This is a genomic window from Pseudarthrobacter sp. AG30 (genome assembly GCF_003116525.1).
GTDB lineage: Bacteria > Actinomycetota > Actinomycetes > Actinomycetales > Micrococcaceae > Arthrobacter.
The window spans coordinates 114,677-135,751 of sequence record NZ_QEHL01000019.1 but is presented as its reverse complement, the minus strand read 5'-3'; the positions used below and the strand labels follow the sequence as shown (position 1 = coordinate 135,751).

The following is a 21,075-nucleotide window of genomic DNA, read 5'->3' as shown; positions in this document are numbered from 1 at the left end:
ATCAGCCTTTGCGCTTCTTGATCTCGGCTGCGGCCTGGGGCAGGACATCGAAGACGTCCCCGATGATGCCGAAGTCGGCGATCTCGAAGACCGGCGATTCGGCATCCTTGTTCACGGCGACGATGACCTTGGACGTCTGCATGCCGGCTTTTTGCTGGATGGCACCGGAGATGCCTGCCGAGATATACAGCTGCGGGGAAACGGTCTTGCCGGTCTGCCCCACCTGTGCGTCGTGGCTGATCCATCCGGCGTCGGTGGCTGCGCGGGAAGCTCCTACGGCGGCACCGAGGGCATCGGCCAGCTCCTCGACGGGACCGAAGTCGCCGTCCATGCCGCGGCCGCCGGCAACGACGATCCGGGCGTCGGTGAGGTCCGGGCGGCCGCTGGCCACCTTCTGCTCGCGGGCAGTGATGCGGGCAGCGTTGGCGACGGCGGGCACCTCCACGGTTGCCGTTTCGGGCGTGGTGGGTGCGGGCGCGGGTTCCGGAACCACGTTGTTGGCCTTGAGCGTGAGCACGGAAACGGCCGTCGTGGCCTTGCAGGAGGTGTTGTACGAGCCGGCCAGGACCGACTTGTGCGCGGTACCGTCCGGGTCCACGGCGACGACGTCGGTGATGACGCCGGCGTTGAGCCGGATGCCCAGCCGCGCCGCGATCTCTTTGCCTTCCGGAGAGTTGTCCAGCAGCACGATCCCGGCTCCGGCTGCCTCTGCCGCTGCGGCCAGGTAGGCTGCCTTGGGCGCTACGAGGAAGTCACCCAGGTCCTCGGCCGACGGGTGCAGGACGGTGCCCACACCGTATTCCGCCAAGGTGGCGGCGACGTCGTCGGAAAGGTCTCCGTTGACCGCGACGGCGCTCTCCCCCAGGGAACGAGCCAGGGTCAGCAGCTCCAGGCTGCTCTTCTTGAGCGAAGCTCCGGGGCTGTCGATGAATACCAGTACTTTTGCCATGTCGTTGTCCCCTTAGAGCAGCTTCTGGGCGGCCAGGAAGTCAACCAGCTTGATGCCGGCGTCGCCCTCGTCGGTGATGATGGTACCGGCAGTCCTCGGCGGCCGCTGTTCGGCGCTGGTGACGGTGGTCCACGACCCTGCAAAGCCAACCTGGGCAGGGTCCATGCCGATGTCTGCGAGGGAGAGCGTGGTGATGCTCTTGCGCTTGGCCGCGATGATGCCCTTGAAGTTGGGGTACCGGGGTTCGTTGATCTGGTCCGTGACGGACACGACCGCGGGCAGTGCTGCTTCCACGGTCTCCGATGACGTGTCGGCGTCGCGCCGGGCAGTGAGCCGGCCGCCGTCGACCTCCAGCGAGGATGCGAAGGTCACCTGCGGCAGCCCGAGCCGCTCCGCCAGCTGGGCCGGGACCAGCGAGGTCTCACCATCGGTGGACGCCATCCCGGTCAGGACCAGGTCCACGCCGCCCAGGTGCCGGACGGCCGCCGCGAGCGCCAGCGAGGTGGCAGCCGCGTCCGAGCCGGCGAGCGCGTCGTCCGTGAGGTGGACGCCTTCGGTGGCGCCCATCTGCAGCGATTTCTTTACGGCGTTGACGGCCCCGGCAGGGCCCATGCTCAGGGCAATGACCTGGTTGCCCGCCTTGCTTCCGCCTCGGGCCTCGGCAAGCTGCAGGGCAGCTTCCAGGGCGTATTCGTCGAGCTCGGACAGGATGCTCTCGTCGCGGTCCGCGGTGTTGCCCTCGCCACCCAGGTGTCGGTCGAACTGGGCGTCCGGTACATGTTTGACCAGGACTACGATCTTCAATGTCTCTTCCACTGTGTTTACAGCAGCCTTCCATGCTTGTGGACAGCCAGCCGGGTGGGTCATGGCCGCGGAATGCCCGGCAGGCGGGTAGCTCCTAGCTAACCATATCGGCGCGTCCGGGCGCCCTCTTCCGTTAACGCCTGTGTCAGGTTTTCCGTTGCGCCGGACATGCCGACGGCGGCGCCCCCTGGGTGGGGACGCCGCCGTCGTGATGGCTTGGGCGTGTCAGCTGGCTGCCGCGCCGAGCGTGACGTCGAACGTCTGCTCCTTGCCGCCGCGCTGGACCGTGATCTTGACCGTGGAACCTGCCGGCTGCTCGCGGACCGCCGCGGTCAGCTGGTTCGGTTCACCGATGCTGAGGTCGTTGAACTTGGTGATGACGTCGCCGACCTTGATCCCGGCCTTCCCTGCCGGCGAACTGGCGTCAACCGTGGCTACGTCGGCGCCTACCGAGAATTCCGAGGACGCACCGGAGGTACTCTTCGCCTTGACGCTGACACCGAGCTGGCCATGGGAGGCCTTGCCGTTGTCGATGATCTCCTGCGCCACGCGCTTGGCGTTGTTGATCGGGATGCTGAACCCGACGCCGATGTTGCCGCTCTGGGACGTCGAGGTGCCGGAGCCTGCGGACGCGATGGCCACGTTCACGCCGATGATCTCACCCTTGCTGTTGACGAGGGCGCCGCCGGAGTTGCCGGGATTGATCGCTGCATCGGTCTGGATGACGTTGATGGCGATGGATCCCTGGCTCGAGCTTTGCTGGCTTTGTCCGCCGCCCGGAGGCGCAAACTGGAAGCCCTGGTCACCGCCCTGGCTGTTGTCACCGCCCTGCGGGGCTGCCGACGATGCCACGCTGATGGTCCGGTTCAGCGTGGACACGATGCCATCCGTCACCGTCCCGGTCAGCCCAAGCGGTGAACCGATGGCGATTGCGGTGTCACCCACGTTGAGTTTGGAGGAATCCCCCAGGGTTGCAGGAGTGAGGCTTGAGGTGTCGTCCACCTTGATCACCGCGAGGTCGGACAAGGGGTCCGTGCCTACGAGCTTCGCGGGAAGGACCTTGCCGTCGCTGGTGCGGATTTCAAGGGTGGCGTTGGCCGTCTGGCCGTCCAGCGTGACCACGTGGGTGTTGGTGAGAATGTGTCCCTGGTCGTCAAGGACGATGCCCGACCCGGTGCCACCGGAGCTGCCGCTGGTGGCACTGATGGTAACCACACTGGGGGAAGCCTTCACCGCGGCGGCTGTAATGGCGTTGACGTCATCCTTGTTATTCACGATGACCGTTCCCGGCTGGTTGCTGCCACCCACCGCCGAGGTGCCGGAGCCGGCGTTTCCAAACAGTTCACCTGCGCCCACCGTTGCCACGCCGCCGCCCACAAGCCCAGCGGCGAGGATGCTGGCGATGAGGGTGCCGATGCCGAAGGTCGCCTTCCGGCGCGGAGCATCCTTGGGATTGGGCGCCAGGCCGACACTTGAATGCTGCATACCGGGCCCCGCGCCCTGGCCTGGCTGGCCGTTCTGCTGCTGGCCGTAGTATCCGGACTGGCCGTAGAAAGGCTGGCGCTGCGGGTAAACGGGCCTGGGAGCGCCGGGGAGCTCCTGGGTGTGGTCCTGGCGTGCTGCCTGCGGCTGGTCCAGCCGTTCCGTGGGGTCGTGCTGCTGGTCAGCGGCACCGTACTGTCCCTGCTCGTGGCCGGCATTGCCCCCGCCCCCGGACTGAGTGTCCGCCGGGCCGGCTCCGGGCTGCTGCGGGTCCTGCTGCTGCCAGGGGTTCCGGCTGCCCGCGCTGCCCTCCGGGACCGGTCCTGGCGTGTGATTCTCAGTCATGGGACTTCCTTTCATCCTTGTCTGCCATTAACTATGACCCGTCCCGCTGGAACAAGCTCGGATGTTTGCTGAAAGCTTCCTGAACGTCGTGGCGTTCCCATAGAACCCCGCAATGTGTTTCGCTGGCGGCATATTCGGCCGCATGGACTGGCTGTGGGGTGCACCATAGAATCAAGATGAATTGCCACAGCGACCTGCGGCTTCACACCAAGCGTGGGGGCGCTGCTGGATTCGACGACTGATTCGTCCCGAGTCGGTGTCAGGCGTGCTGAAGGGTTGCACATGCGGTCAAAGTTCAAACGTTTCCTCGCCGTGATCGGCCTTGCCGGGCTGCTCACGATTCCCGCCGGCGCGGCCTGGGCCGAAGACCCGGTGACCATTCCCTCCGGAACGAACATTGTTGATAATGCCAACGTCCTGGGCAGCCGGAAGGGCGAAGTCCAGGACGCCATCCAGAAGCTCCTGAAAGACCACAAGTACAACCTGTACGTGGTCACGGTGAAGACCTTCACCAACCCGACCGATCCGGCCCAGTGGACCCAGAAAGTAGCTGAGCTGAGGACCATGGGCAGGGCTGACGCCGTCCTGGCAATTGCTGTTGATGACGGCAAGTTCAACTTCGTCACGAATTCGAGCAGCCCCATCCGGTCCAAGCAGGCCAACATCAGCCAAAACGCAGTCACCGCCAACCTGGCCGGGGGCAAGAAGGACTATGCGCAGGCTGCCATCGACACCGCCTCAGCAATCGGCGACGCCGCCAATGGCGGAAGCGGCAGTGTGTCTTCCGGTGACGGTGCGGGCGCCGCGGTTCTGGTTGGAGCCGGCGTCGTCGTGGCAGGCGGCGGCGCCTACCTGTACTACCGCAACCGCCGGAAGAAGGCCGCAGCCCAGGCCTCCACGGGCAGCTACGGCCCCCAAGGTGCCGAGCTGGACCCATTGGCTTCGCTGAGCGTGGACGAACTCCGCCGCAAGAGTGGCTCCCTCCTGATCGAAGCTGATGACGCCATCAAGTCCAGCGAACAGGAACTCGGCTTCGCCCAGGCGCAGTACGGCGACTCCGCCGTGGGGAACTTCACCAAAGCGCTGGAGGAAGCCAAAGCCCACATGGGCGAGTCCTTCAAATTGCAGCAGCAGCTTGATGACCACATTCCGGACACCGAAGAACAGCAACGCACCTGGCTGGGCGAGATTATCCGCCGGTCCGAGGCCGCCCTGGCCTCCCTGCAGGAGCAGAAAGCGGACTTCGACTCACTGCGTGAACTGGAAAAGAACGCGCCCCAGGCCCTCGCGGCCGTCAATGCCGGAGCCCGGGAAGCGGACGCCAAGATTTCCACGGCCGAGCAGTCGCTTGCCGAAATGCGGTCCAAGTACGCGGACAGCGCGCTGACACAGGTTTCTGACAACATCGTCCAAGCCAAGGAGCGGCTGGCCTTCGTGCAGAACGCCTCGGCAACCGCGCAGCAGAAACTGGACGGGGGCGAGCAAAGCCTCGCCGCCGTGGCAGTCCGCGCAGCCGAGGAGAGCCTGCACCAAACCAACGTCCTGCTGGACGCCATCTCCAAGCTGTCCGCGAGCCTCGATGAAGCCCGGAACAGCGTCGAAACGGCGGTGGTGGACACGGCGCAGGACCTGGCGCAGGCAAAGGCCATGATCCAGTCCGGAACCCACGCCGAGCTGGCGGGCCCCGTGGCTGCGGTGGAAGCGGCCCTTGCCCAGGTAAAGAGCGAAATCCAGGGCGGGAAGATCGATCCTGTCGCCACCCTGCAACGTGTCGAAAGCGCGCACCAGACCCTGGACCAGGCCTTGACCGGCATCCGGGACCAGCAGGAGCAGGCGCGGCGCGCCCAGGCATCCCTGCAGCAAACCATCATGTCCGCGCAAGCCCAAATCAGCGCAACCTCCGACTACATCACAGCGCGGCGCGGCGGCGTTGGCACCGAGGCGCGGACCCGACTGGCCGAATCCCAGCGCAACCTCGACTACGCCCTCTCCATCGCACGGACAGATCCGGTCACGGCCCTGACCTATGCACAGCAGGCCCACGCCCTGGCGGCGCAGGCAGCACAACTGGCCCAGGCAGACGTTGACCACTTTGACGGCTACGCCAACCAGGGCTTCGGCCGTGGCGGCATGTTCGGCGGCGGCGGTGGCGGCGGCCTGGGCGGTGCCATCCTTGGTGGCATCCTGATCAACTCCATCCTGAACGGCGGCCACGGCGGCTGGGGCGGCGGTGGCGGCGGTGGCGGCTGGGGCGGGGACTCCGGCGGAGGTGGCGGCTGGGGCGGAGACTCCGGCGGCTTCGGCGGCGGAGACTTCGGCGGCGGCGACTCCGGCAGTTTCTAGACCCTCCGCCGGCCCAGACCGGAGCAATCCGGCCGGCGGACAACAGCAGTACACCACTGTGCACCGGTTCCAGTGGGTCAACACAGAGCAGGACGAAAGGCAAACACCATGGTTAAGCAGTCCATTTTCGGCCGGATCGCACAGCTGGCAAAGGCGAATATCAACTCTTTGCTGGACAACGCCGAAGATCCGCAGAAGATGCTGGACCAGATGGTCCGCGACTACACGAACAACATCGCAGAGGCCGAATCCGCCGTGGCCCAGACCATCGGCAACCTCCGGATGCTCGAGGACGACTACAACGAGGACATCAAGAACGCCCAGGACTGGGGCAACAAAGCCCTCGCCGCCTCCCGCAAGGCTGACGAATTCCGCGCCGCCGGCGATGTGGCCGACGCCGAGAAATTCGACAACCTGGCCAAGGTTGCCCTGCAGCGCCAGATGGCGGCCGAGAGTGAAGCCAAGGGCGCTGAGCCCAGCATCGCCTCCCAGCGCGAAATCGTGGACAAGCTCAAGGTGGGCTTGGACCAGATGAAGAACAAGCTCAACCAGCTGACCAGCAAGCGCAACGAACTCGTCGCCAGGTCCAAGACCGCCGCTGCCCAGTCGCAGGTGCACGACGCCATTAAGAGCATCGACATCATGGACCCCACCAGCGAAGTCGGCCGCTTCGAAGAGAAGATCCGCCGCGAGGAGGCCAAGGTCCGCGGACAGGAGGAACTTGCCGCGTCCAGCCTCGATGCACAGTTCAACCAGCTGGAAGACCTGGGAGAGCAGACGGAGATCGAAGCCAGGCTGGCAGCGCTGAAGGCCGGGGCCAAGCCTGCCCTCGGCGCTGGGAGCCAGGCGTCAACGTCCGGATCCACGGTGGACGAAGCCGACTTCGACAAGCTCTGACCTGCGGGATATCCGCTGCATGGAACAAGACAATGGCCGGGACCGGTGTCCCGGCCATTGTCTTGCCTCCAGTGTGTAGCGTGGTGGTATGGCATCCACTGAACAAACGTCCCTGGTATGGCTGCGCGACGACCTGCGCCTGGACGACAACCCGGCGCTGGACGCCGCGGCCCGCCTGGGCGGTCCCATGACGGTGGTCTATATCCTCGACGAGGAGTCCGAAGGAATACGCCCGCTGGGTGGTGCTGCCCGCTGGTGGCTGCACCATTCCCTGGTGGCCCTGGCAGCGGACCTGGAAGGCAAAGGTTCCCGGCTGGTACTGCGCCGCGGTTCCGCGGCGGGCATCATCCAGGACCTGGCTGCCCGGACCAAGGCGACGCATCTTTTGTGGAACCGGCGGTACGGCCAGCCCGAGCGGACCATTGATGCCGGGCTCAAGGACTGGGCCGGAAGCAACGGCATCGAAGCCGCCAGCTTCCAGGCCAACCTCCTCTTCGAGCCTTGGACCATTACCACGGGCGCGGGCGGCCCGTACAAGGTCTACTCCCCCTTCTGGCGGGCCTGCCTGGCCGCGGCGGACATCCGCGACCCCCTGGAGGCACCTGGGACATTGCCGGGGCCTGCTCCGTCCGGCCGCGGACTGCCCGCCTCAGACACGCTCAGCAGCTGGGCCCTCCTGCCCACTTCCCCCGACTGGAGCGGCGGCCTGGCCGAGGCCTGGGAGCCGGGCGAAAAGGGCGCAGCACACCGCCTGGAGGAGTTCCTGGACGGCCCCATCGAGGAGTACGGCACGGGCAGGAACCTTCCCGGCACCGATGGCACCAGCAGGCTGTCACCATACCTGCGGTTCGGCGAGATCAGCCCGTTCCGCGTGTGGCGCGAGATCCGCCGCCGCCACCCCCGCAAAATCCCTGCCGACGTCGGAACATTCCGCTCGGAACTGGGCTGGCGCGAGTTCAACTGGCATCTGCTGTACCACAATCCGGACCTGGCCACCCAAAACTTCCGGCCGGCGTTCGACAAGTTTCAGTGGGGGTCGCCAGGCAAACGGGAACTTGCGGCGTGGAAGCACGGAAACACGGGCTATCCCCTGGTGGACGCCGGCATGCGGCAGCTCTGGCAGACGGGCTGGATGCACAACCGCGTCCGGATGGCGGCCGCATCCTTCCTGGTCAAGAACCTCCTGACAGATTGGCGGATCGGCGAGGAATGGTTCTGGGACACCCTGGTGGACGCGGACGCCGCGAACAACCCGGCCAACTGGCAGTGGGTGGCGGGTTCCGGCGCCGATGCCTCACCGTACTACCGGATCTTTAATCCCGTCACGCAGAGCAAGAAATTCGACGCCAACGGAAGGTACCTGCGCGAGTTCATCCCCGAACTTTCGGAGCTGGACGGCAAAGCCATCCATGAACCCTGGAAGTCAGGGGTCCAAGGCTACCCGGAACCGCTCGTGGACTTGCCGGAATCACGGGAGCGGGCGCTGAACACTTACCAGCAGCTCAAGGACTCTGAGGCTAGCGGCTGACCTTGCCCATAAGGGACGCGATGGGGCGCAGGAAGATCGGACGCGCCAGGAACCAGGCGGCCGCCATGACCGCGACCGAGGCAAGGAAGACCCAGAAGCCGAACCAGCCGTCGTCGTCGCTGACACCGTACATGTGGTTCAGGTTCCGCAGCGCGCCGGTGGTGAGCACCAGGAAGACGTGGACCACGATGAAGGCGACGAAGTAGATCATCACAGGGAAGTGGACGGCACGCGCCCATTCAATCGGGTAGGCCTTGTTGAGCCTGGCTGCCTTCTTTGGCCACGCGGAGGACATCCGCAGGCCGGTGATGAATGCCAGCGGCGCCGCAATGAAAACAGTGACGAAGTAGGCCAGGAGCTGCAGCGCGTTGTAGTTGATCCAGCCATCCTCCGTGGGCCAGTCCAGCGACGCGTATTGCAGCGCGGCAGAGAGGGCATTGGGAACGACATCCCAGCTCGTGGGGACAATGCGCATCCACTGGCCGGTGGCAAACAGCAGGACAGCGAAGACCAGCCCGTTCAGGATCCACAAGGCATCAAGGGTCAGGTGGAACCAGAGCTCCAGGCTGATCTTGGTGGGCGCATTCCTGGTACGGATCAAGCCCTTGTTGTTGCGGGTCCAATGCCCGCTGGGACGGGTGGTGGTCCGCACCTGCCATCCGGTGCGGATGATCAGGAGCAAGAAGAAACCGTTCAGGAAATGCTGCCAGGCGAGCCACGCCGGGAACCCCACAGGAGCGGAGGCCGGCAGTTCAGATTGGCCCGGGTAATCGGCCACGAACGATGCAACGGCCGGCAGTCCCATCAGCAGCCTGGCGGCCAGCACTGCCAGGACCAGTGCCACGAGGACGGCGGGAACCGCCCAATAGAGCCGGGACCGCTTACCCGTCGCGGCGCCGGGCTTCTTCGTGGGTGTGGCCATCGAACAACATACCTCTCAAGAATGGCGTATGGCTGCCCACGGATCGTGGGGTCCTCGAAAGAGAATACTAGGAACTATGCGCATCCAGGCAAAAAGAAGGCCCCGCCGGCGTAACTGCCGGCGGGACCTTCATAAGTTGCGGGGACAGGATTTGAACCTGTGACCTCTGGGTTATGAGCCCAGCGAGCTACCGAACTGCTCCACCCCGCGTCGCTTGATCAACACTACCCTACTTTTGCGGCGGTCCCGACCACCCTGAGCACCACCGGGGCACGCCTCCCGAAAGGCTCTGCGCTGTCGCGCGGGCAAAGCAAAAGGCCCGAACATTGTTCCCAATGTTCGGGCCTTCTTCCAGTTGCGGGGACAGGATTTGAACCTGTGACCTCTGGGTTATGAGCCCAGCGAGCTACCGAACTGCTCCACCCCGCGTCGCAAGAACTACTTTACCGGGAGGTGAACCGGAGGCCAAATCGGCGGGGCGTGACGTCCGTTACGCCGGCCCGGCACCCGCGCCCGTGAAGGCTGGGATGCCGGGCCGCCGTCGTCGGACTAGCGGCTCGCTGACGGGGACGGCGTCGCCGAAGGTGAACCGGAGGCGGCCGGTGCCGGCGTCGCTTCCGGAGCCGTGACCGGAATCTTGGCTTCGGCCTCCATGGCCTTCTGCAGTGCGGCCGCGACCTTCTTCTGGGCCTCGCCGTAGGCGGCGAAGTCGCCCGCCGCAAGGGCTGTCTGGCCGGCCTGGATGGCCGAGTTGGCGTCATCCAAAGCCGCCTTCAGCTGGGCCTTGGCGTCGGCTGCCGCAGGCGTCGAAGGCGCTGCCGGCCCGGCGGGCGTTTGCCCGTTATTGGCCGAGTCTCCGGCTGCTGCCCCCGAATCGCCTCCGAAGAGCTGCTTCAGGGCTGCGTCCAGGGTGGGCGCGAAGCCCACCTTGTCACCGAATGCCACCAGCACCCGCTGCAGGGTCGGGTAGGAGGTCTCGCCCGTCGACTTGAGGTAGACGGGCTGGACATAGAGGATGCCGCCGCCCACGGGCAGGGTGAGCAGGTTGCCGTTCAGCACATCCGATGCGCCCTGCCGCAACAGGTTAAGGGCCTGCGACACGGTGGGGTCCGAGTTGAACTTATTCTGCGCCTGCCCGGGGCCGGGGACCTGGGTCTCCGGCGGAATCTGCAGCAGCCGCAGCTTGCCGTAGCCGTCAGCCTTCACCCCCGCCTGGTTGCCGGCGTCCGAGTCGGCGGCCAGGAAGCCATACAGGACGTTCCGTGCGTTTCCGTTGACAATTTGCGGAATGAACGACGACGTCAGCTGGAATGCCGGCTTCTGCTGGTCGGGCATCTGCAAGGACATGTAGAACGGCGGCTGTTTGACGTCCGTGTCCACAGTCGGATCAGCCGGAGTGCTCCACACGTCGTTGTTCTTGTAGAAGCTGATGGGATCCGTCACGTGGTACTGCCCCAGGAGCTCCCGCTGGACCTTGAAGAGATCCTCCGGGTAGCGCACGTGGCTCATGAGCGCACCGGACATTTCGGAGTACGGCTTCAGCGAGGACGGGAAGACCTTCTGCCAGGCCTTGAGGACGGGGTCGGTATCGTCCCAGGCGTACAGGGTGACCGAGCCGTCGTAGGCGTCCACCGTGGCCTTGACCGAGTTCCGGATGTAGTTCACCGTGCTGTTGGGCAGCGCCACGGCGCGGCCGGAACTGGTCTGGGAATCAGCCGTCGCATCGGAGAGCTGCTTCTGCTGCGAGTAGGGGTAGTACTGGCTGGTGGTGTAGGCATCCACGATCCACTTGACCCGGCCGTCCACCAGGGCGGGGTAGGATCCGCCGTCCACCGTCAGGTACGGGGCCACCTTCTGGACGCGTTCGCGGGGGTTCCGGTCGTACAGGATTTGCGATTCGGAGTTCACCCCGTCCGAGAGCAGCAGGTCCGAGGACTGGAATTTGATGGCGTACAGGATCTTGTTGAAGAAAGAGCCGACGTTCGGGCCGCCGTTGCCCTTGAAGGTGTACTGGGTTTCGCCTTCGCCTTCCTTGCCGGACGGGCGGTCCTGTTCGCGCGGGGTGGCGCCGTCCGGAGCTCCCACGATCGAGTATTCCGGCGAGGACTCGCCGAAGTAGATCCGCGGCTCGTAGGTGGAATCACTGCCGAGGACGCCGGTGGAAGGGATGCCGGACTGCAGGAACTCAGGTTTGCCGTCCACCGTGAACTTGTTGCCCTTGGCGGCCACGACGCCATAGCCGTGCGTGTACACCACGTGCTGGTTGAGCCAGCCCTGCTGGTTGGTCTGCACGTTGGTGGGGTTCAGCTCGCGCACCGCGATCACGGTGTCCTGGATCTTGCCGTCCACCTCGTAGCGGTCCACGTTCAGGGCCTTGGGGAACTGGTAGTACGGGCGGTACTGTTCCAGCTGCGCGAAGGCGTCCGAGATCAGGTTGGGGTCCAGGAGCCGGATATTGGCCGTGGTCTGCGCATCAGGTGCCAGCGCACCGGTGCTGGCCGTGTTCGTGGCGTCGTAGCGGGTTTCCTGGATGCCGTCCAGGCCGTACGCCCTGCGGGTGTTGTCGATATTGCGCTGGATGTACTGGCTTTCCAGCGTCTGTTCGGACGGACGCACCTGGAACTGCTGGATCACCCACGGGTAGACGCCGCCGGCCAGGATGGACGTAATAATCAGCATTGCCGTGCCGATCACCGGCAGTCGCCAGCGGCCGATGACGGCAGCGACGATGAACAGGACTGCCACCAGGGCGGCCGCGACGGCGAGGATGGCCTTGGTGGGGATGACGGCGTTGACATCGGTGTACAGGGCACCGGCCCAGCGGCCGCCGTTGTTCTGCACGGACGAGAAGCGGTCCAGCCAGAAGTTGACTCCCAGGAGCACCAGGAAGGCCGCACCCGTGACCGCTATATGGATTTGTGCTGCGCGGCTGGTGAAGACGCCGCGCTCCATGAGCCGGATGCTGCCGTACAGGTAGTGGGTGAGGATCCCCGCGATGCCGGCAATGACCGCCACGCTGATGAGGAACCCGGTCACGAACCCCAGGAAGGGCAGGGTCATCAGGTAGAAGCTGATGTCCATGTTGAACTGCGGGTCGTTTTGCCCGAAGCCCACCTGGTTGAAGAAGAGCAGCACCTTCTGCCACTGGCTCGCCGCGGCGCTGCCCGCAAACAGGCCGAACAGGATGGGAAGCCCCACCATGACAATCCGGCGGACCGGCTCAAGCTGGGCCTGGTACCTGTTGAGGTTGTCCCGCACCTCCGAATCCGGCGCGTAGACCGGCCGGGCGTTATAGGCGATCCGGATCGCGGAGAACACAGCCGCGAACATGAGGGCGAAGCCGGCCACGAACGTGGCAATCTTGGCCAGGTTCTCCGTGATGAAGACCTCGATGAAGCCCAGCTGCCGGTACCAGAGGACGTCGGTCCAAACGTTGGCGAAGAAAATGAAGCCCACAACCACCAGGGCGACAACGATCAGGGTGGGCGTCAAGGCGCCGCGACGTGAAGGGGGTCTGCCTGTGGGCATGGTGCTGGCGGGACGGGACAAACTGGGTACCTCATAGCTGGTCGTCAGAATATTCGAAGCATGCGAGCGACGCACCCTACCGGCCAAAAACGGCTGGTTTGGTCCGTCATCTGTGCCACGAGTGGCGGTGGAGCTTAGTTCCTGTCGGTTCTAGATGCGCCCAGTCTAGTTGTTTGCGCAGGTCGGCAGGCCGGACGTGTCCTGTCCGCTGCCTGCGGCTTCCACCGCGCGCCGGGCCTGGGACAAGTTTTCCACCCGGACCACCTGGAGTCCGTCCGGAACATGGCCGGCCACCTCGTCGCAGTTTCCGGCCGGCGCCAGGAAGAGCGTGGCGCCGGATGCGCGGGCACCGCGCATCTTCTGTGCGATCCCTCCGATCGGGCCCACCGTGCCGTCCGGGGCGATGGTGCCCGTGCCCGCGATGTGCTTGCCGCCCGTGAGGTCACCCGGCGTCACGGTATCGATAATGCCCAGCGAAAACATGAGTCCTGCGCTCGGTCCGCCCACCTTGTCCAGGGAAATCTGGACTTGGAAGGGGAAATTGAACAGGTACTTGAGCATGACGCCAAGAATGTAGCGGCCTTGGCCGTTGTCCTTGGGCGTGATGTCCAAGGTAACGGGCTGGCCTCCGCGCTCCACCGTTACCGTGGCCGGTGCACCCTTGCCTGCCGCCAGCTCATCCTGGATGACGGACAGGGACGTGATGTCCTTGCCGTTGATGGTCTTCAGGACGTCGCCTTGCTGGATCTTCCCGGCGGAAGCGGAATCCTTTGACAGGTCCGCGGCCTGGAGCTGCTGGCTGAAAGGAATCTTGAGTTCATTCAGAGCCGACGCGACGGCGTTTTCCTGCGACGTGGTCATGGCCACGGCGCTTTGCTCCTGGGCCTCTTCCTTGGTGGTACCCGTGGGGTAGATCAATTCTTCCGGGTACACGGCTTTGGAACTGTCCAGCCACGCGGAGAAAGCGCTGAGGATGCTGACGGAGCCGGTGGGCCCGCCGTCAACGTAGACCGTGGTCAGGTCCAGGCTTCCGGCCGCAGGATAGGTTTCATGGCCGCTGACACTGATGACCGGATGCCCTTGGCTCTCCCCCAGCGTGTTGTAGGTGGGCCCGGGGGACTCGATGACATACGGCACCGGCAGGGTCCCAACAGCAATGCCCAGCCCCAGCGCCGCCAGCCCGGCAACCATCATGGTGGACAGGCGCCTGCCCGGCCGCCCGCCGTCGTCCGCAACCATGCCCCCTGCTGAGCCGCTGCCGTCCTCGCCGTCAAGGGGGCCGTTGCCTCCCGTTGGTTCCGGACCGGAGAAGGGGCGAAGCTCGGGAACGTGGTCCTCGGAGGAATGGCCGCCACGGGTTGTAGTCACCCCACCAACAGTACGCGGTGAAGATGTCCCGGGGCGCTTTGCCTAGAGCGAACGACGGCGGCGGGCGGCAGACAGCCACGCCCCACCGGGGTACCGTGAAGACTGATCAACAGTCACACCATCGATCGGCGGGACCATGACCTCCAACCCACTCAATCCGTCCAACGGCGACGACAATCCCAAGGATCCGTTGACCGAGATGCTGCAGAACCTGATGGGCGGCAAGGGGATGGAAAACTTCGACCCCGCCGAGCTCGCCAAGGCTGCCGGCCTGCCTGACGACCCCAACCTGCTGGCCCAGATGTTCTCCCAGGTGCAGGCGATGATGAGTGCGCCGTCCGAAGGACCCGTCAACTGGACTCTGGCGCACGACAACGCCCGGCGCGTCGCCGCCGGCAGTTCAGATCCCTCCGTCACCGCGCAGCAGTCCCGGGACGTCGACGAAGCACTCCGCCTGGCCGAACTGTGGTTGGACCCGGTAACGGACCTGCCCGCCACCGGGCTGATCGGCAAAGCCTGGTCCCGTGCCGAGTGGGTGGAAGCAACCCTTGGCACCTGGAAGCGGCTGACCGAACCGGTGGCCAACAGCATCGCCAACGCCCTGTCCTCGGCCATGACGGAGCAGATGCCCGAGGAGATGAAGTCCATGATGGGCGGCGCCTCCTCGATGCTGCAGAACATGGGCGGGGCCATCTTCGGCATGCAGCTGGGCCAGGCCATCGGGGCCCTGTCCAAGGATGTTGTCAGCTCCACCGACATTGGCGTCCCGCTCGCCGACCTTGAAATGGCGCTCCTGCCTGCCAACGTCGCGGCATTCGGCGAAGGCCTGTCGCTGCCCGAGAACGACATCCGGCTGTTCCTTGCCGTGCGGGAGGCCGCACACGCGCGCCTGTTCGTGCAGGTGCCGTGGTTGCGTGGCCACCTGCTGGGCGCCATCGAGGCCTACGCCCGTGGCATCCATATCGACACCTCCCGCATCGAGGAGCTCGCCCGGGACATCGACCCGAGCAACCCGGAAGGCATCCAGGAGGCCCTCTCCCAGGGCGTGTTCATGCCGCAGCGGACCCCCGCCCAGGAGCAGGCACTGGAGAAGCTCGAGACAGCGTTGGCCCTGGTGGAGGGCTGGGTGGACGAACTCACCGCCGCCGCCACCGAGAACCTGCTGCCCTCCGCCGGCGCCCTCCGGGAAACGGTGCGGCGCCGCAGGGCCACCGGCGGTCCGGCCGAACACGCATTTGCCTCCCTGGTGGGGCTGGAGCTGCGGCCCCGGCGCCTGCGCGACGCCGCGACGCTGTGGGCAACGCTGAAAGATGAGCGCGGCATTGAAGGCCGCGACGCCATCTGGCACCACCCCGACCTGCTGCCCACCGCCGAGGACCTCGATGACCCGAAGGGTTTCAGCTCCCGCCGGAAGCTCGCCGAAGCGAGCGACAGCGAGGTCGACGACGCCCTGCAGAAGTTGCTCAGCGGCGGTTTTGACGAGGCGCCCGCCGCTGACGGTGAAACCGCCGCCGGCACGGACACAAATGACGGCGGCCAGGACACGGACGACGACAGTCCGGACCAGCCGAAGAGCTGAGATTGGTTGGCGCGGCCGGGGGTTTCCCGGCCGCGCCGGTTCGTTAAGCCCGCGCGTTAAGCCCGCCTGAGCCGGACGTTGCGCGTCGGCAGGTCCTAGTCGGCGTCGCCCGGCCAGGGGTTCCCGGCGGTGTTGGGCACGCGGTCCGGGGCGGCGTCTTTGTCCAGGCCACGCGCGGTGGCGTACGAGACACCTTCGAGGAACGCCTTCGCGCGCCCGGTTTCGGGATAGGCCTCGAGCAACCGCCAGAACGCCGCGTTATGCGGGGCCACCAGCAGGTGCGCCAATTCGTGCAGCAGCACGTAGTCGATCACCCATTGGGGCATCGGGCGCAGCTTGTCCGACAAGCGGATGGTCCCCTCGGCGGGGGTCGCTGACCCCCACCGCGAGTTTTGGTTGCCGACCCAGCGGACCGATGTGGGCGTCGCCCGGCCGCCGAGGTATTTCGCGGACAATGTGGCGGCATGGGCTGCCAAGGCTTCGTCGGTGGCGGGACGCCGCCGGCCGGAAGAGGTGCGCCGCTCCCCCTGCTTGTGCAGCTTTGCCAGCATCCGGTGGACCCACTCACGTTCCTGGGCCGCGGTGAACCGGGCCGGAATGGCGACCACGGCGGTACCGTCTTCCCAGAATGCCGCGACGGTCCGGGTGCGGCGCGCGGACCGCCGCACCTCCACGGGGGATCCACCGGTGGTGGTCAGGACGGCGGCGGGCTGCCCGTGGCTGCCAGGCGGGCTGCCGCGCCTCACAGGACGCTGCTTTCGGCAAGGACCTTCAGGACGTCCTCCCCATAGCGTTCAAGCTTGGATGGACCGATGCCGGCGAGCCCGGCAAGTTCTTCGAGGGACGCAGGCCGCGCCTCCGCTATCGCCGTGAGGGTGGCGTCGGTGAAGACGACGAAAGCAGGAACGTCAGCGGACTGGGCGACGTCGCGCCGCCAGTTCCGGAGGGCGTCAAAGGTCTGTTCCTCGTAGCTGGGCGGACACGCGTTGCAGCGGCCCACCTTGCGCTCCGCCCCGGTGGACAGCATGCTGCCACAAACCCGGCAGACTGCCGGAGCGGCCGCCTTGCGGCGCGGAACCGGTCCCTTGCCGCGGGCGCTGGAGCTGGCAACGGAGTCGGGCCGCAGCCCGTCGAGGAAACGGGACGGCTTGCGGTTGGCCCGGCCACCGGGAGTCCGAGCCGTGCTCCACGACAGCGAGAGGTGTTCACGGGCGCGGGTGATCCCGACATAGAGCAACCGGCGCTCCTCGTCCACCGATTCAGGCGAATCCGCGAAGGAAATGGGCATCAGGCCTTCGCTGAGCCCCACCAGGAACACGGCATCCCATTCCAATCCCTTGGCTGCGTGCAGGGAGGCGAGCGTCACGCCTTGCACGGTGGGGGCATGCTGGGCGAGGGACCGCTCCTGGAGCTCGTTGACGAAGTCGCCGAGACCGAATTCCGGGCCGCGGTTCTGCGCCAGTTCATCGGCCAGTGCCACCAGCGCCGCCAATGACTCCCACCGCTCGCGGAGGGCGCCCCCGCTGTGCGGCGCGGAATCCGTATAGCCGAGGGAGGAAACAATGTCCCGAACCACCTGGCCCAGTGGTTCCGGGGAATCGGATTCACTGACGGCCCTGGTGGCGGCGCGAAGCTGGAGGAGGGCGTCCCGCACCTCCTTGCGCGCGAAGAAGCGTTCGCCGCCCCGCAGCTGGTAGCCGATTCCCGCAGCTGCCAGCGCCTGTTCGTAGGCCTCGGACTGGCCATTGGTGCGGAAAAGGACAGCGACCTCGCTCGCCGGCGTCCCGGCGTCGAGCAGTGCCTTGATCTTCAGCGCCACGGTGGCGGCTTCGGCTTCGTCGTCCGTGCATTCGGTGAACTGGGGCACGGGGCCGGCGGGATGCTGGGCCACGAGTTGCAGGGGCGTGGCCCAGGCGGCGTCTGCGGCAGGGCCGCCACTGCGCCGGCCTGCCAGCAGGTCGTTGGCCAGCTTCACAACCTGGGGTGTGGAACGGTAGTCCCGGATGAGCTTGACCACGTTGGCCTGCGGGTAGCGGGTCTTGAAGTCCAGCAGGTGCCGGGGGGATGCTCCGGTAAAGGAGTAGATGGTCTGGCTGGCGTCGCCCACCACGCAGAGTTCGTCGCGGCCGCCAAGCCAGAGTTCGAGGAGCCGCTGCTGCAGCGGGGAAACGTCCTGGTATTCGTCCACCACGAAGTGCCGGTACTGCTCACGGACCGTGGCCGCCACCTTCTCGTCCTCCTGCAGGATGCCCACCGTAATCAGCAGCACATCTTCGAAGTCGATCACGTTGCGGTCCGTCTTGACGTCCTCGTAGGACTGGAAAACGCGGGCCACCGCCGTGAGGTCGAATCCCCCGGGTGCACCGCGTCCCTGCGCGTTCTCCAGGTAATTGGCAGGCGTCAGCATGGACACCTTGGCCCATTCAATCTCCGAGGCGAGGTCGCGGATGGACGCGCGGTCGGTGCTCAGCCGCAGCCGCCGGGCGGCCTCGGCGAGGATCTGGGCCTTGTGATCCAGCAGGTTCGGCAGGGTGCCGCCCACCGCTTGCGGCCAAAAAAACTGCAGTTGGCGCAGCGCGGCGGCGTGGAAGGTCCTTGCCTGGACATTGCCCGCTCCCAGGTCCCGCAGGCGGCTGCGCATCTCGGCCGCGGCCCGGGCGGTGAAGGTCACCGCCAGCAGTCGCTGGGGCGTGTAGACCCCCGAATGGACGCCGTAGGCGATGCGGTGCGTGATGGCGCGGGTCTTGCCCGTACCCGCTCCCGCCAGGACGCACAGCGGACCGTTGAGGGTGCTGGCCACTTCACGCTGTTCGGCGTCCAGCCCCCCGAGGATCCGGTCCTCCAGGGAGGCTGCGCCGTCAAAATTCTCTGTAGTCACTTCTGCTGCTTTGTTTCTCGACTACCGCGTGCTGGAGTCTGGTGGATGGAATTACTTAGGCTCCGGTCAGGTCCCGGATCCGGCCGCCGTACCAGTGCTCAATCAGTGAGCGGGCAATCGAGAGCCTGCTGGAAATGGTGATTTCGCCACTGAGCACGGCTTCCTGGAGTTCCTCGCGGCTGAACCAGCGGGCCCTGGTGACCTCGACGCCGTCGGGCGTTGCCTGGGTGTCTTCGGTGACGGCGGTAAATCCAAGCATAAGGGAGGCAGGGAACGGCCACGACTGGGAGCCCAGATACTGGCAGGCCGAAACCCGGACCCCGACTTCCTCCTGGATCTCGCGGACGACGGCCTGCTCCAGCGATTCGCCCGGCTCAACAAAGCCGGCAAGGGTGGAGTAATTAATGGCATCCACGGGACCCCCGCCACCGAGCAGCAGCCGCCCGTCCGCGCCGACGACAGTGACGATGATCGCAGGATCGGTCCGGGGATAGTGTTCCGAATTGTCCGCCGGGCAACGGCGGACCCAGCCGCCGGCTTCCACGACTGTAGGCGTGCCGCAGCGCGGGCAGTGTGTGTGGCCGGCGTGCCAGTTGGCGATGGCGCTGGACTCCACAAACAACGCCGTGGAGGTGGCGGTCAGGCCTGCCGCGACGTCCCTGAACCCCGCCCAGGCCGCATCCGCGGGGATGCCGGCCGTACCGGGTTCGGGCGGTTCAGGCAGGACGAACAGCAACAGCTCCGTGCCCTCCGGGAGGTCCGAACCTGGCAGTGCGGAGCCAAGGTACACCACGAGGTGCGGGGTTGCCCCGGCCCTTTCAAGCTCCGCCAAAAGTTCCCTGGCGGGGGCGAGCACCATGGTGCTTTCCTGCACCAGGCCCTGCCGGCCCGACAGGACGACGGCCAGCGCATCCGGACCGGCCAGCAGGTCATCGATCATGCCGGGCCTGATGCGGGCAGCAGATCCCCGGTCCACCAGGGCCGGCCGCACCGGGAGCAGGGTGTCCGCCAGGTGGTTCGCGGGCAACCCTGCCGGCGCAGCCTGGTGAACGGGCAGGACAGACTCCGTATGGCTCATGAGTCCACCGTACTGACTGCCCCGGACATTTCACATTTCATGGTGCGGTTTGCCGGTAGGTAACGCCCCCTGAATTCAAGCAATCTCAAGACTCGCCGCCGGCAGACCTCAGTCTGGGACAGCTGGCAATCTACCGTGGAACGGTGAGAAGAAAACCGATTGAGCTGGCGGCCATTGCAACCGCGGCAGTCCCCGGACTGACGCCGACGGCCGTTAGTTCTGCACCGGATGATCCCGCGGACTTCGACTCGGCCCTGCTCCTGGATTCAGAAGGCAAGCGCTGGCGGGTCAGGTCGCCGCGGCACGCGGAGGCCAGCGCCCGGCTGGAAACGGAGTTCCTGGTGCTGCGGGCCTTCGCTCCGGCCGTGCGGGCCGAACTGCCCTTCCTCATGCCCACGGTAGCCGGCAGCGTACGGCTGGGAACCTTAAGCACCTTCGTGTACTCGCACCTGTCGGGCACCACGCGCAGCGTTGAGGAATTGACGTCCGGTCCGGGCAGCGTCGCCCGCGAAATCGGTACCGCCCTGGCTGCCATCCACGACCTGCCCCGGTCTTTGGTGAGCAACGCCGATCTCCCCAGCTACACCCCCAACGAGTTTCGCCAACGGAGGCTGAACGAGCTGGACCAAGCAGCAACCACGGGTAAGATTCCGGCCGCGCTCCTGCGCCGCTGGGAACACGCAATGGAGGACGTGTCCCTGTGGCGGTTCAACCCCTGCGTGGTCCACGGCGACCTGCACGAAGACAACCTGCTTATCGAGTCAGGGCGGGTCACGGCGGTCACCGGCTGGACAGACCTGAGGATCGGTGACCCCGCGGACGACTTCGCCTGGCTGGTGGCTTCGAATGAGCAGGACTTCGTTGATGCAGTTCTGAAATCCTACACCTCCGGTCGCCGCGACGCCCCGGACCAGCACCTCCTTCGCCGGGCTGCATTGTCAGCGGAGTTTGCGCTGGCACAATACCTGGTCAAGGGGCTTGCAGCTGGTGATGAGGCCATGGTCATCGAGGCAGAAGGCATGCTGGAGAGCCTGGCCGGCGACATCGCCGAGTTTGGTGGGCAGCCAATCAGCGTCGAACCCCTTCCGGACCCCGCAAGCCGGGACAATGCGGAAGCGGCTGCACCGGCGTCCTCGGAGAGTACCGCGTCGACCGCCGTGCCCACCCCGGCACATTCCGGGTCCTCCCCCGCCGTCACGGTTGTTCCGGTCCCGGCAAAACCGGCAGCGCCCGCACAGCCCGCCGTGCATGTGACTCCCATCCCGGTGGAGGAGGCACCCGACGCCGAGGACGGGGCGTCGACGACCCAAGGACCTGATGACACCTCCACCGCCGCCATCTCGGTCATAAACGTCAAACAGGGCTGAGCCGCAC

General features: G+C 66.1%; 14 protein-coding genes and 2 tRNA genes. 5 read left to right on the top strand and 11 right to left on the bottom strand.

All coding sequences use genetic code 11. From position 1 onward, the window contains the following. Position 1 precedes the first annotated feature (1 nt). The 3 genes from DC347_RS16940 to DC347_RS16930 all read right to left on the bottom strand — a co-directional run bounded on the left by DC347_RS16940 (position 2) and on the right by DC347_RS16930 (position 3,580). Positions 2–949 (bottom strand): electron transfer flavoprotein subunit alpha/FixB family protein, encoded by a 948-nt coding sequence (locus tag DC347_RS16940; RefSeq protein ID WP_109863768.1) that lies wholly within the window; start codon positions 947–949, stop codon positions 2–4. A 12-nt stretch (positions 950–961) separates the two neighbouring features. Next, positions 962–1,753 (bottom strand): electron transfer flavoprotein subunit beta/FixA family protein, encoded by a 792-nt coding sequence (locus DC347_RS16935; protein WP_109863794.1) that lies wholly within the window; start codon positions 1,751–1,753, stop codon positions 962–964. Positions 1,754–1,978: 225 nt separating this feature from the next. After that, complete coding sequence (locus tag DC347_RS16930; protein ID WP_109863767.1) at positions 1,979–3,580, bottom strand: S1C family serine protease; 1,602 nt, start codon at positions 3,578–3,580, stop codon at positions 1,979–1,981. 282 nt (positions 3,581–3,862) lie between these two features. Between DC347_RS16930 and DC347_RS16925 the strand changes: the two genes are divergently transcribed. From DC347_RS16925 to DC347_RS16915, 3 genes are all read left to right on the top strand, one after another. Next, positions 3,863–5,923: a TPM domain-containing protein gene (locus tag DC347_RS16925; RefSeq protein ID WP_109863766.1), complete on the top strand. Its 2,061-nt coding sequence runs from the start codon at positions 3,863–3,865 to the stop codon at positions 5,921–5,923. A 108-nt stretch (positions 5,924–6,031) separates the two neighbouring features. Next, positions 6,032–6,820 (top strand): PspA/IM30 family protein, encoded by a 789-nt coding sequence (locus DC347_RS16920; protein ID WP_109863765.1) that lies wholly within the window; start codon positions 6,032–6,034, stop codon positions 6,818–6,820. A gap of 88 nt (positions 6,821–6,908) precedes the next feature. Then, a complete protein-coding gene (locus DC347_RS16915; RefSeq protein ID WP_018760256.1) occupies positions 6,909–8,348 on the top strand; it encodes a deoxyribodipyrimidine photo-lyase in 1,440 nt (479 codons plus the stop codon). Here DC347_RS16915 and DC347_RS16910 read toward each other — a convergent pair. The 5 genes from DC347_RS16910 to DC347_RS16890 all read right to left on the bottom strand — a co-directional run bounded on the left by DC347_RS16910 (position 8,338) and on the right by DC347_RS16890 (position 14,037). Next, positions 8,338–9,270: a cytochrome b/b6 domain-containing protein gene (locus DC347_RS16910; RefSeq protein ID WP_018760257.1), complete on the bottom strand. Its 933-nt coding sequence runs from the start codon at positions 9,268–9,270 to the stop codon at positions 8,338–8,340. The genes DC347_RS16915 and DC347_RS16910 overlap by 11 nt on opposite strands. Before the next feature lie 136 nt (positions 9,271–9,406). Then, positions 9,407–9,480 (bottom strand) — tRNA-Met (locus tag DC347_RS16905). Between the two features lie 145 nt (positions 9,481–9,625). Further along, positions 9,626–9,699 (bottom strand) — tRNA-Met (locus DC347_RS16900). Between the two features lie 120 nt (positions 9,700–9,819). Then, positions 9,820–12,798: a UPF0182 family protein gene (locus tag DC347_RS16895; RefSeq protein ID WP_206073954.1), complete on the bottom strand. Its 2,979-nt coding sequence runs from the start codon at positions 12,796–12,798 to the stop codon at positions 9,820–9,822. A gap of 165 nt (positions 12,799–12,963) precedes the next feature. Next, positions 12,964–14,037, bottom strand: a complete 1,074-nt coding sequence (locus DC347_RS16890) for a PDZ domain-containing protein (RefSeq protein ID WP_109863763.1) — start codon at positions 14,035–14,037, stop codon at positions 12,964–12,966. Between the two features lie 265 nt (positions 14,038–14,302). Here DC347_RS16890 and DC347_RS16885 point away from each other — a divergent pair, with 265 nt between their 5' ends. Continuing rightward, a complete protein-coding gene (locus DC347_RS16885; protein WP_109863762.1) occupies positions 14,303–15,745 on the top strand; it encodes a zinc-dependent metalloprotease in 1,443 nt (480 codons plus the stop codon). A 95-nt stretch (positions 15,746–15,840) separates the two neighbouring features. On the opposite strand, the gene DC347_RS16880 is transcribed toward DC347_RS16885, so the two are convergent. Genes DC347_RS16880 through nudC form a run of 3 tightly spaced genes read right to left on the bottom strand, consistent with a single transcriptional unit; the run spans position 15,841 to position 19,701 of the window. Continuing rightward, positions 15,841–16,491, bottom strand: coding sequence for a M48 family metallopeptidase (locus DC347_RS16880; RefSeq protein WP_109863761.1), 651 nt, complete (start codon positions 16,489–16,491; stop codon positions 15,841–15,843). Continuing rightward, the gene (locus DC347_RS16875; protein ID WP_109863760.1) at positions 16,488–18,623 is read right to left on the bottom strand and encodes an ATP-dependent helicase; all 2,136 of its coding nucleotides are present in this window, start codon (positions 18,621–18,623) and stop codon (positions 16,488–16,490) included. The genes DC347_RS16880 and DC347_RS16875 overlap by 4 nt, the downstream gene beginning before the upstream one ends. A gap of 55 nt (positions 18,624–18,678) precedes the next feature. After that, on the bottom strand, positions 18,679–19,701 hold the full coding sequence (gene nudC, locus DC347_RS16870) for an NAD(+) diphosphatase (protein ID WP_109863759.1): 1,023 nt from the start codon (positions 19,699–19,701) through the stop codon (positions 18,679–18,681). 143 nt (positions 19,702–19,844) lie between these two features. Between nudC and DC347_RS16865 the strand changes: the two genes are divergently transcribed. Then, positions 19,845–21,068, top strand: coding sequence for a macrolide 2'-phosphotransferase (locus tag DC347_RS16865; RefSeq protein ID WP_109863758.1), 1,224 nt, complete (start codon positions 19,845–19,847; stop codon positions 21,066–21,068). Positions 21,069–21,075: the final 7 nt, after the last annotated feature.

Excerpts from the sequence above, each read along its gene's own strand:
- nudC (WP_109863759.1), bottom strand. The coding sequence starts at position 19,701 with ATGAGCCATACGGAGTCTGTCCTGCCCGTTCACCAGGCTGCGCCGGCA.
- DC347_RS16910 (WP_018760257.1), bottom strand. The coding sequence starts at position 9,270 with ATGGCCACACCCACGAAGAAGCCCGGCGCCGCGACGGGTAAGCGGTCC.
- DC347_RS16930 (WP_109863767.1), bottom strand. The coding sequence starts at position 3,580 with ATGACTGAGAATCACACGCCAGGACCGGTCCCGGAGGGCAGCGCGGGC.
- DC347_RS16925 (WP_109863766.1), top strand. The coding sequence starts at position 3,863 with ATGCGGTCAAAGTTCAAACGTTTCCTCGCCGTGATCGGCCTTGCCGGG.
- DC347_RS16915 (WP_018760256.1), top strand. The coding sequence starts at position 6,909 with ATGGCATCCACTGAACAAACGTCCCTGGTATGGCTGCGCGACGACCTG.
- DC347_RS16920 (WP_109863765.1), top strand. The coding sequence starts at position 6,032 with ATGGTTAAGCAGTCCATTTTCGGCCGGATCGCACAGCTGGCAAAGGCG.
- DC347_RS16940 (WP_109863768.1), bottom strand. The coding sequence starts at position 949 with ATGGCAAAAGTACTGGTATTCATCGACAGCCCCGGAGCTTCGCTCAAG.
- DC347_RS16890 (WP_109863763.1), bottom strand. The coding sequence starts at position 14,037 with ATGGTTGCGGACGACGGCGGGCGGCCGGGCAGGCGCCTGTCCACCATG.
- DC347_RS16885 (WP_109863762.1), top strand. The coding sequence starts at position 14,303 with ATGACCTCCAACCCACTCAATCCGTCCAACGGCGACGACAATCCCAAG.
- DC347_RS16895 (WP_206073954.1), bottom strand. The coding sequence starts at position 12,798 with ATGCCCACAGGCAGACCCCCTTCACGTCGCGGCGCCTTGACGCCCACC.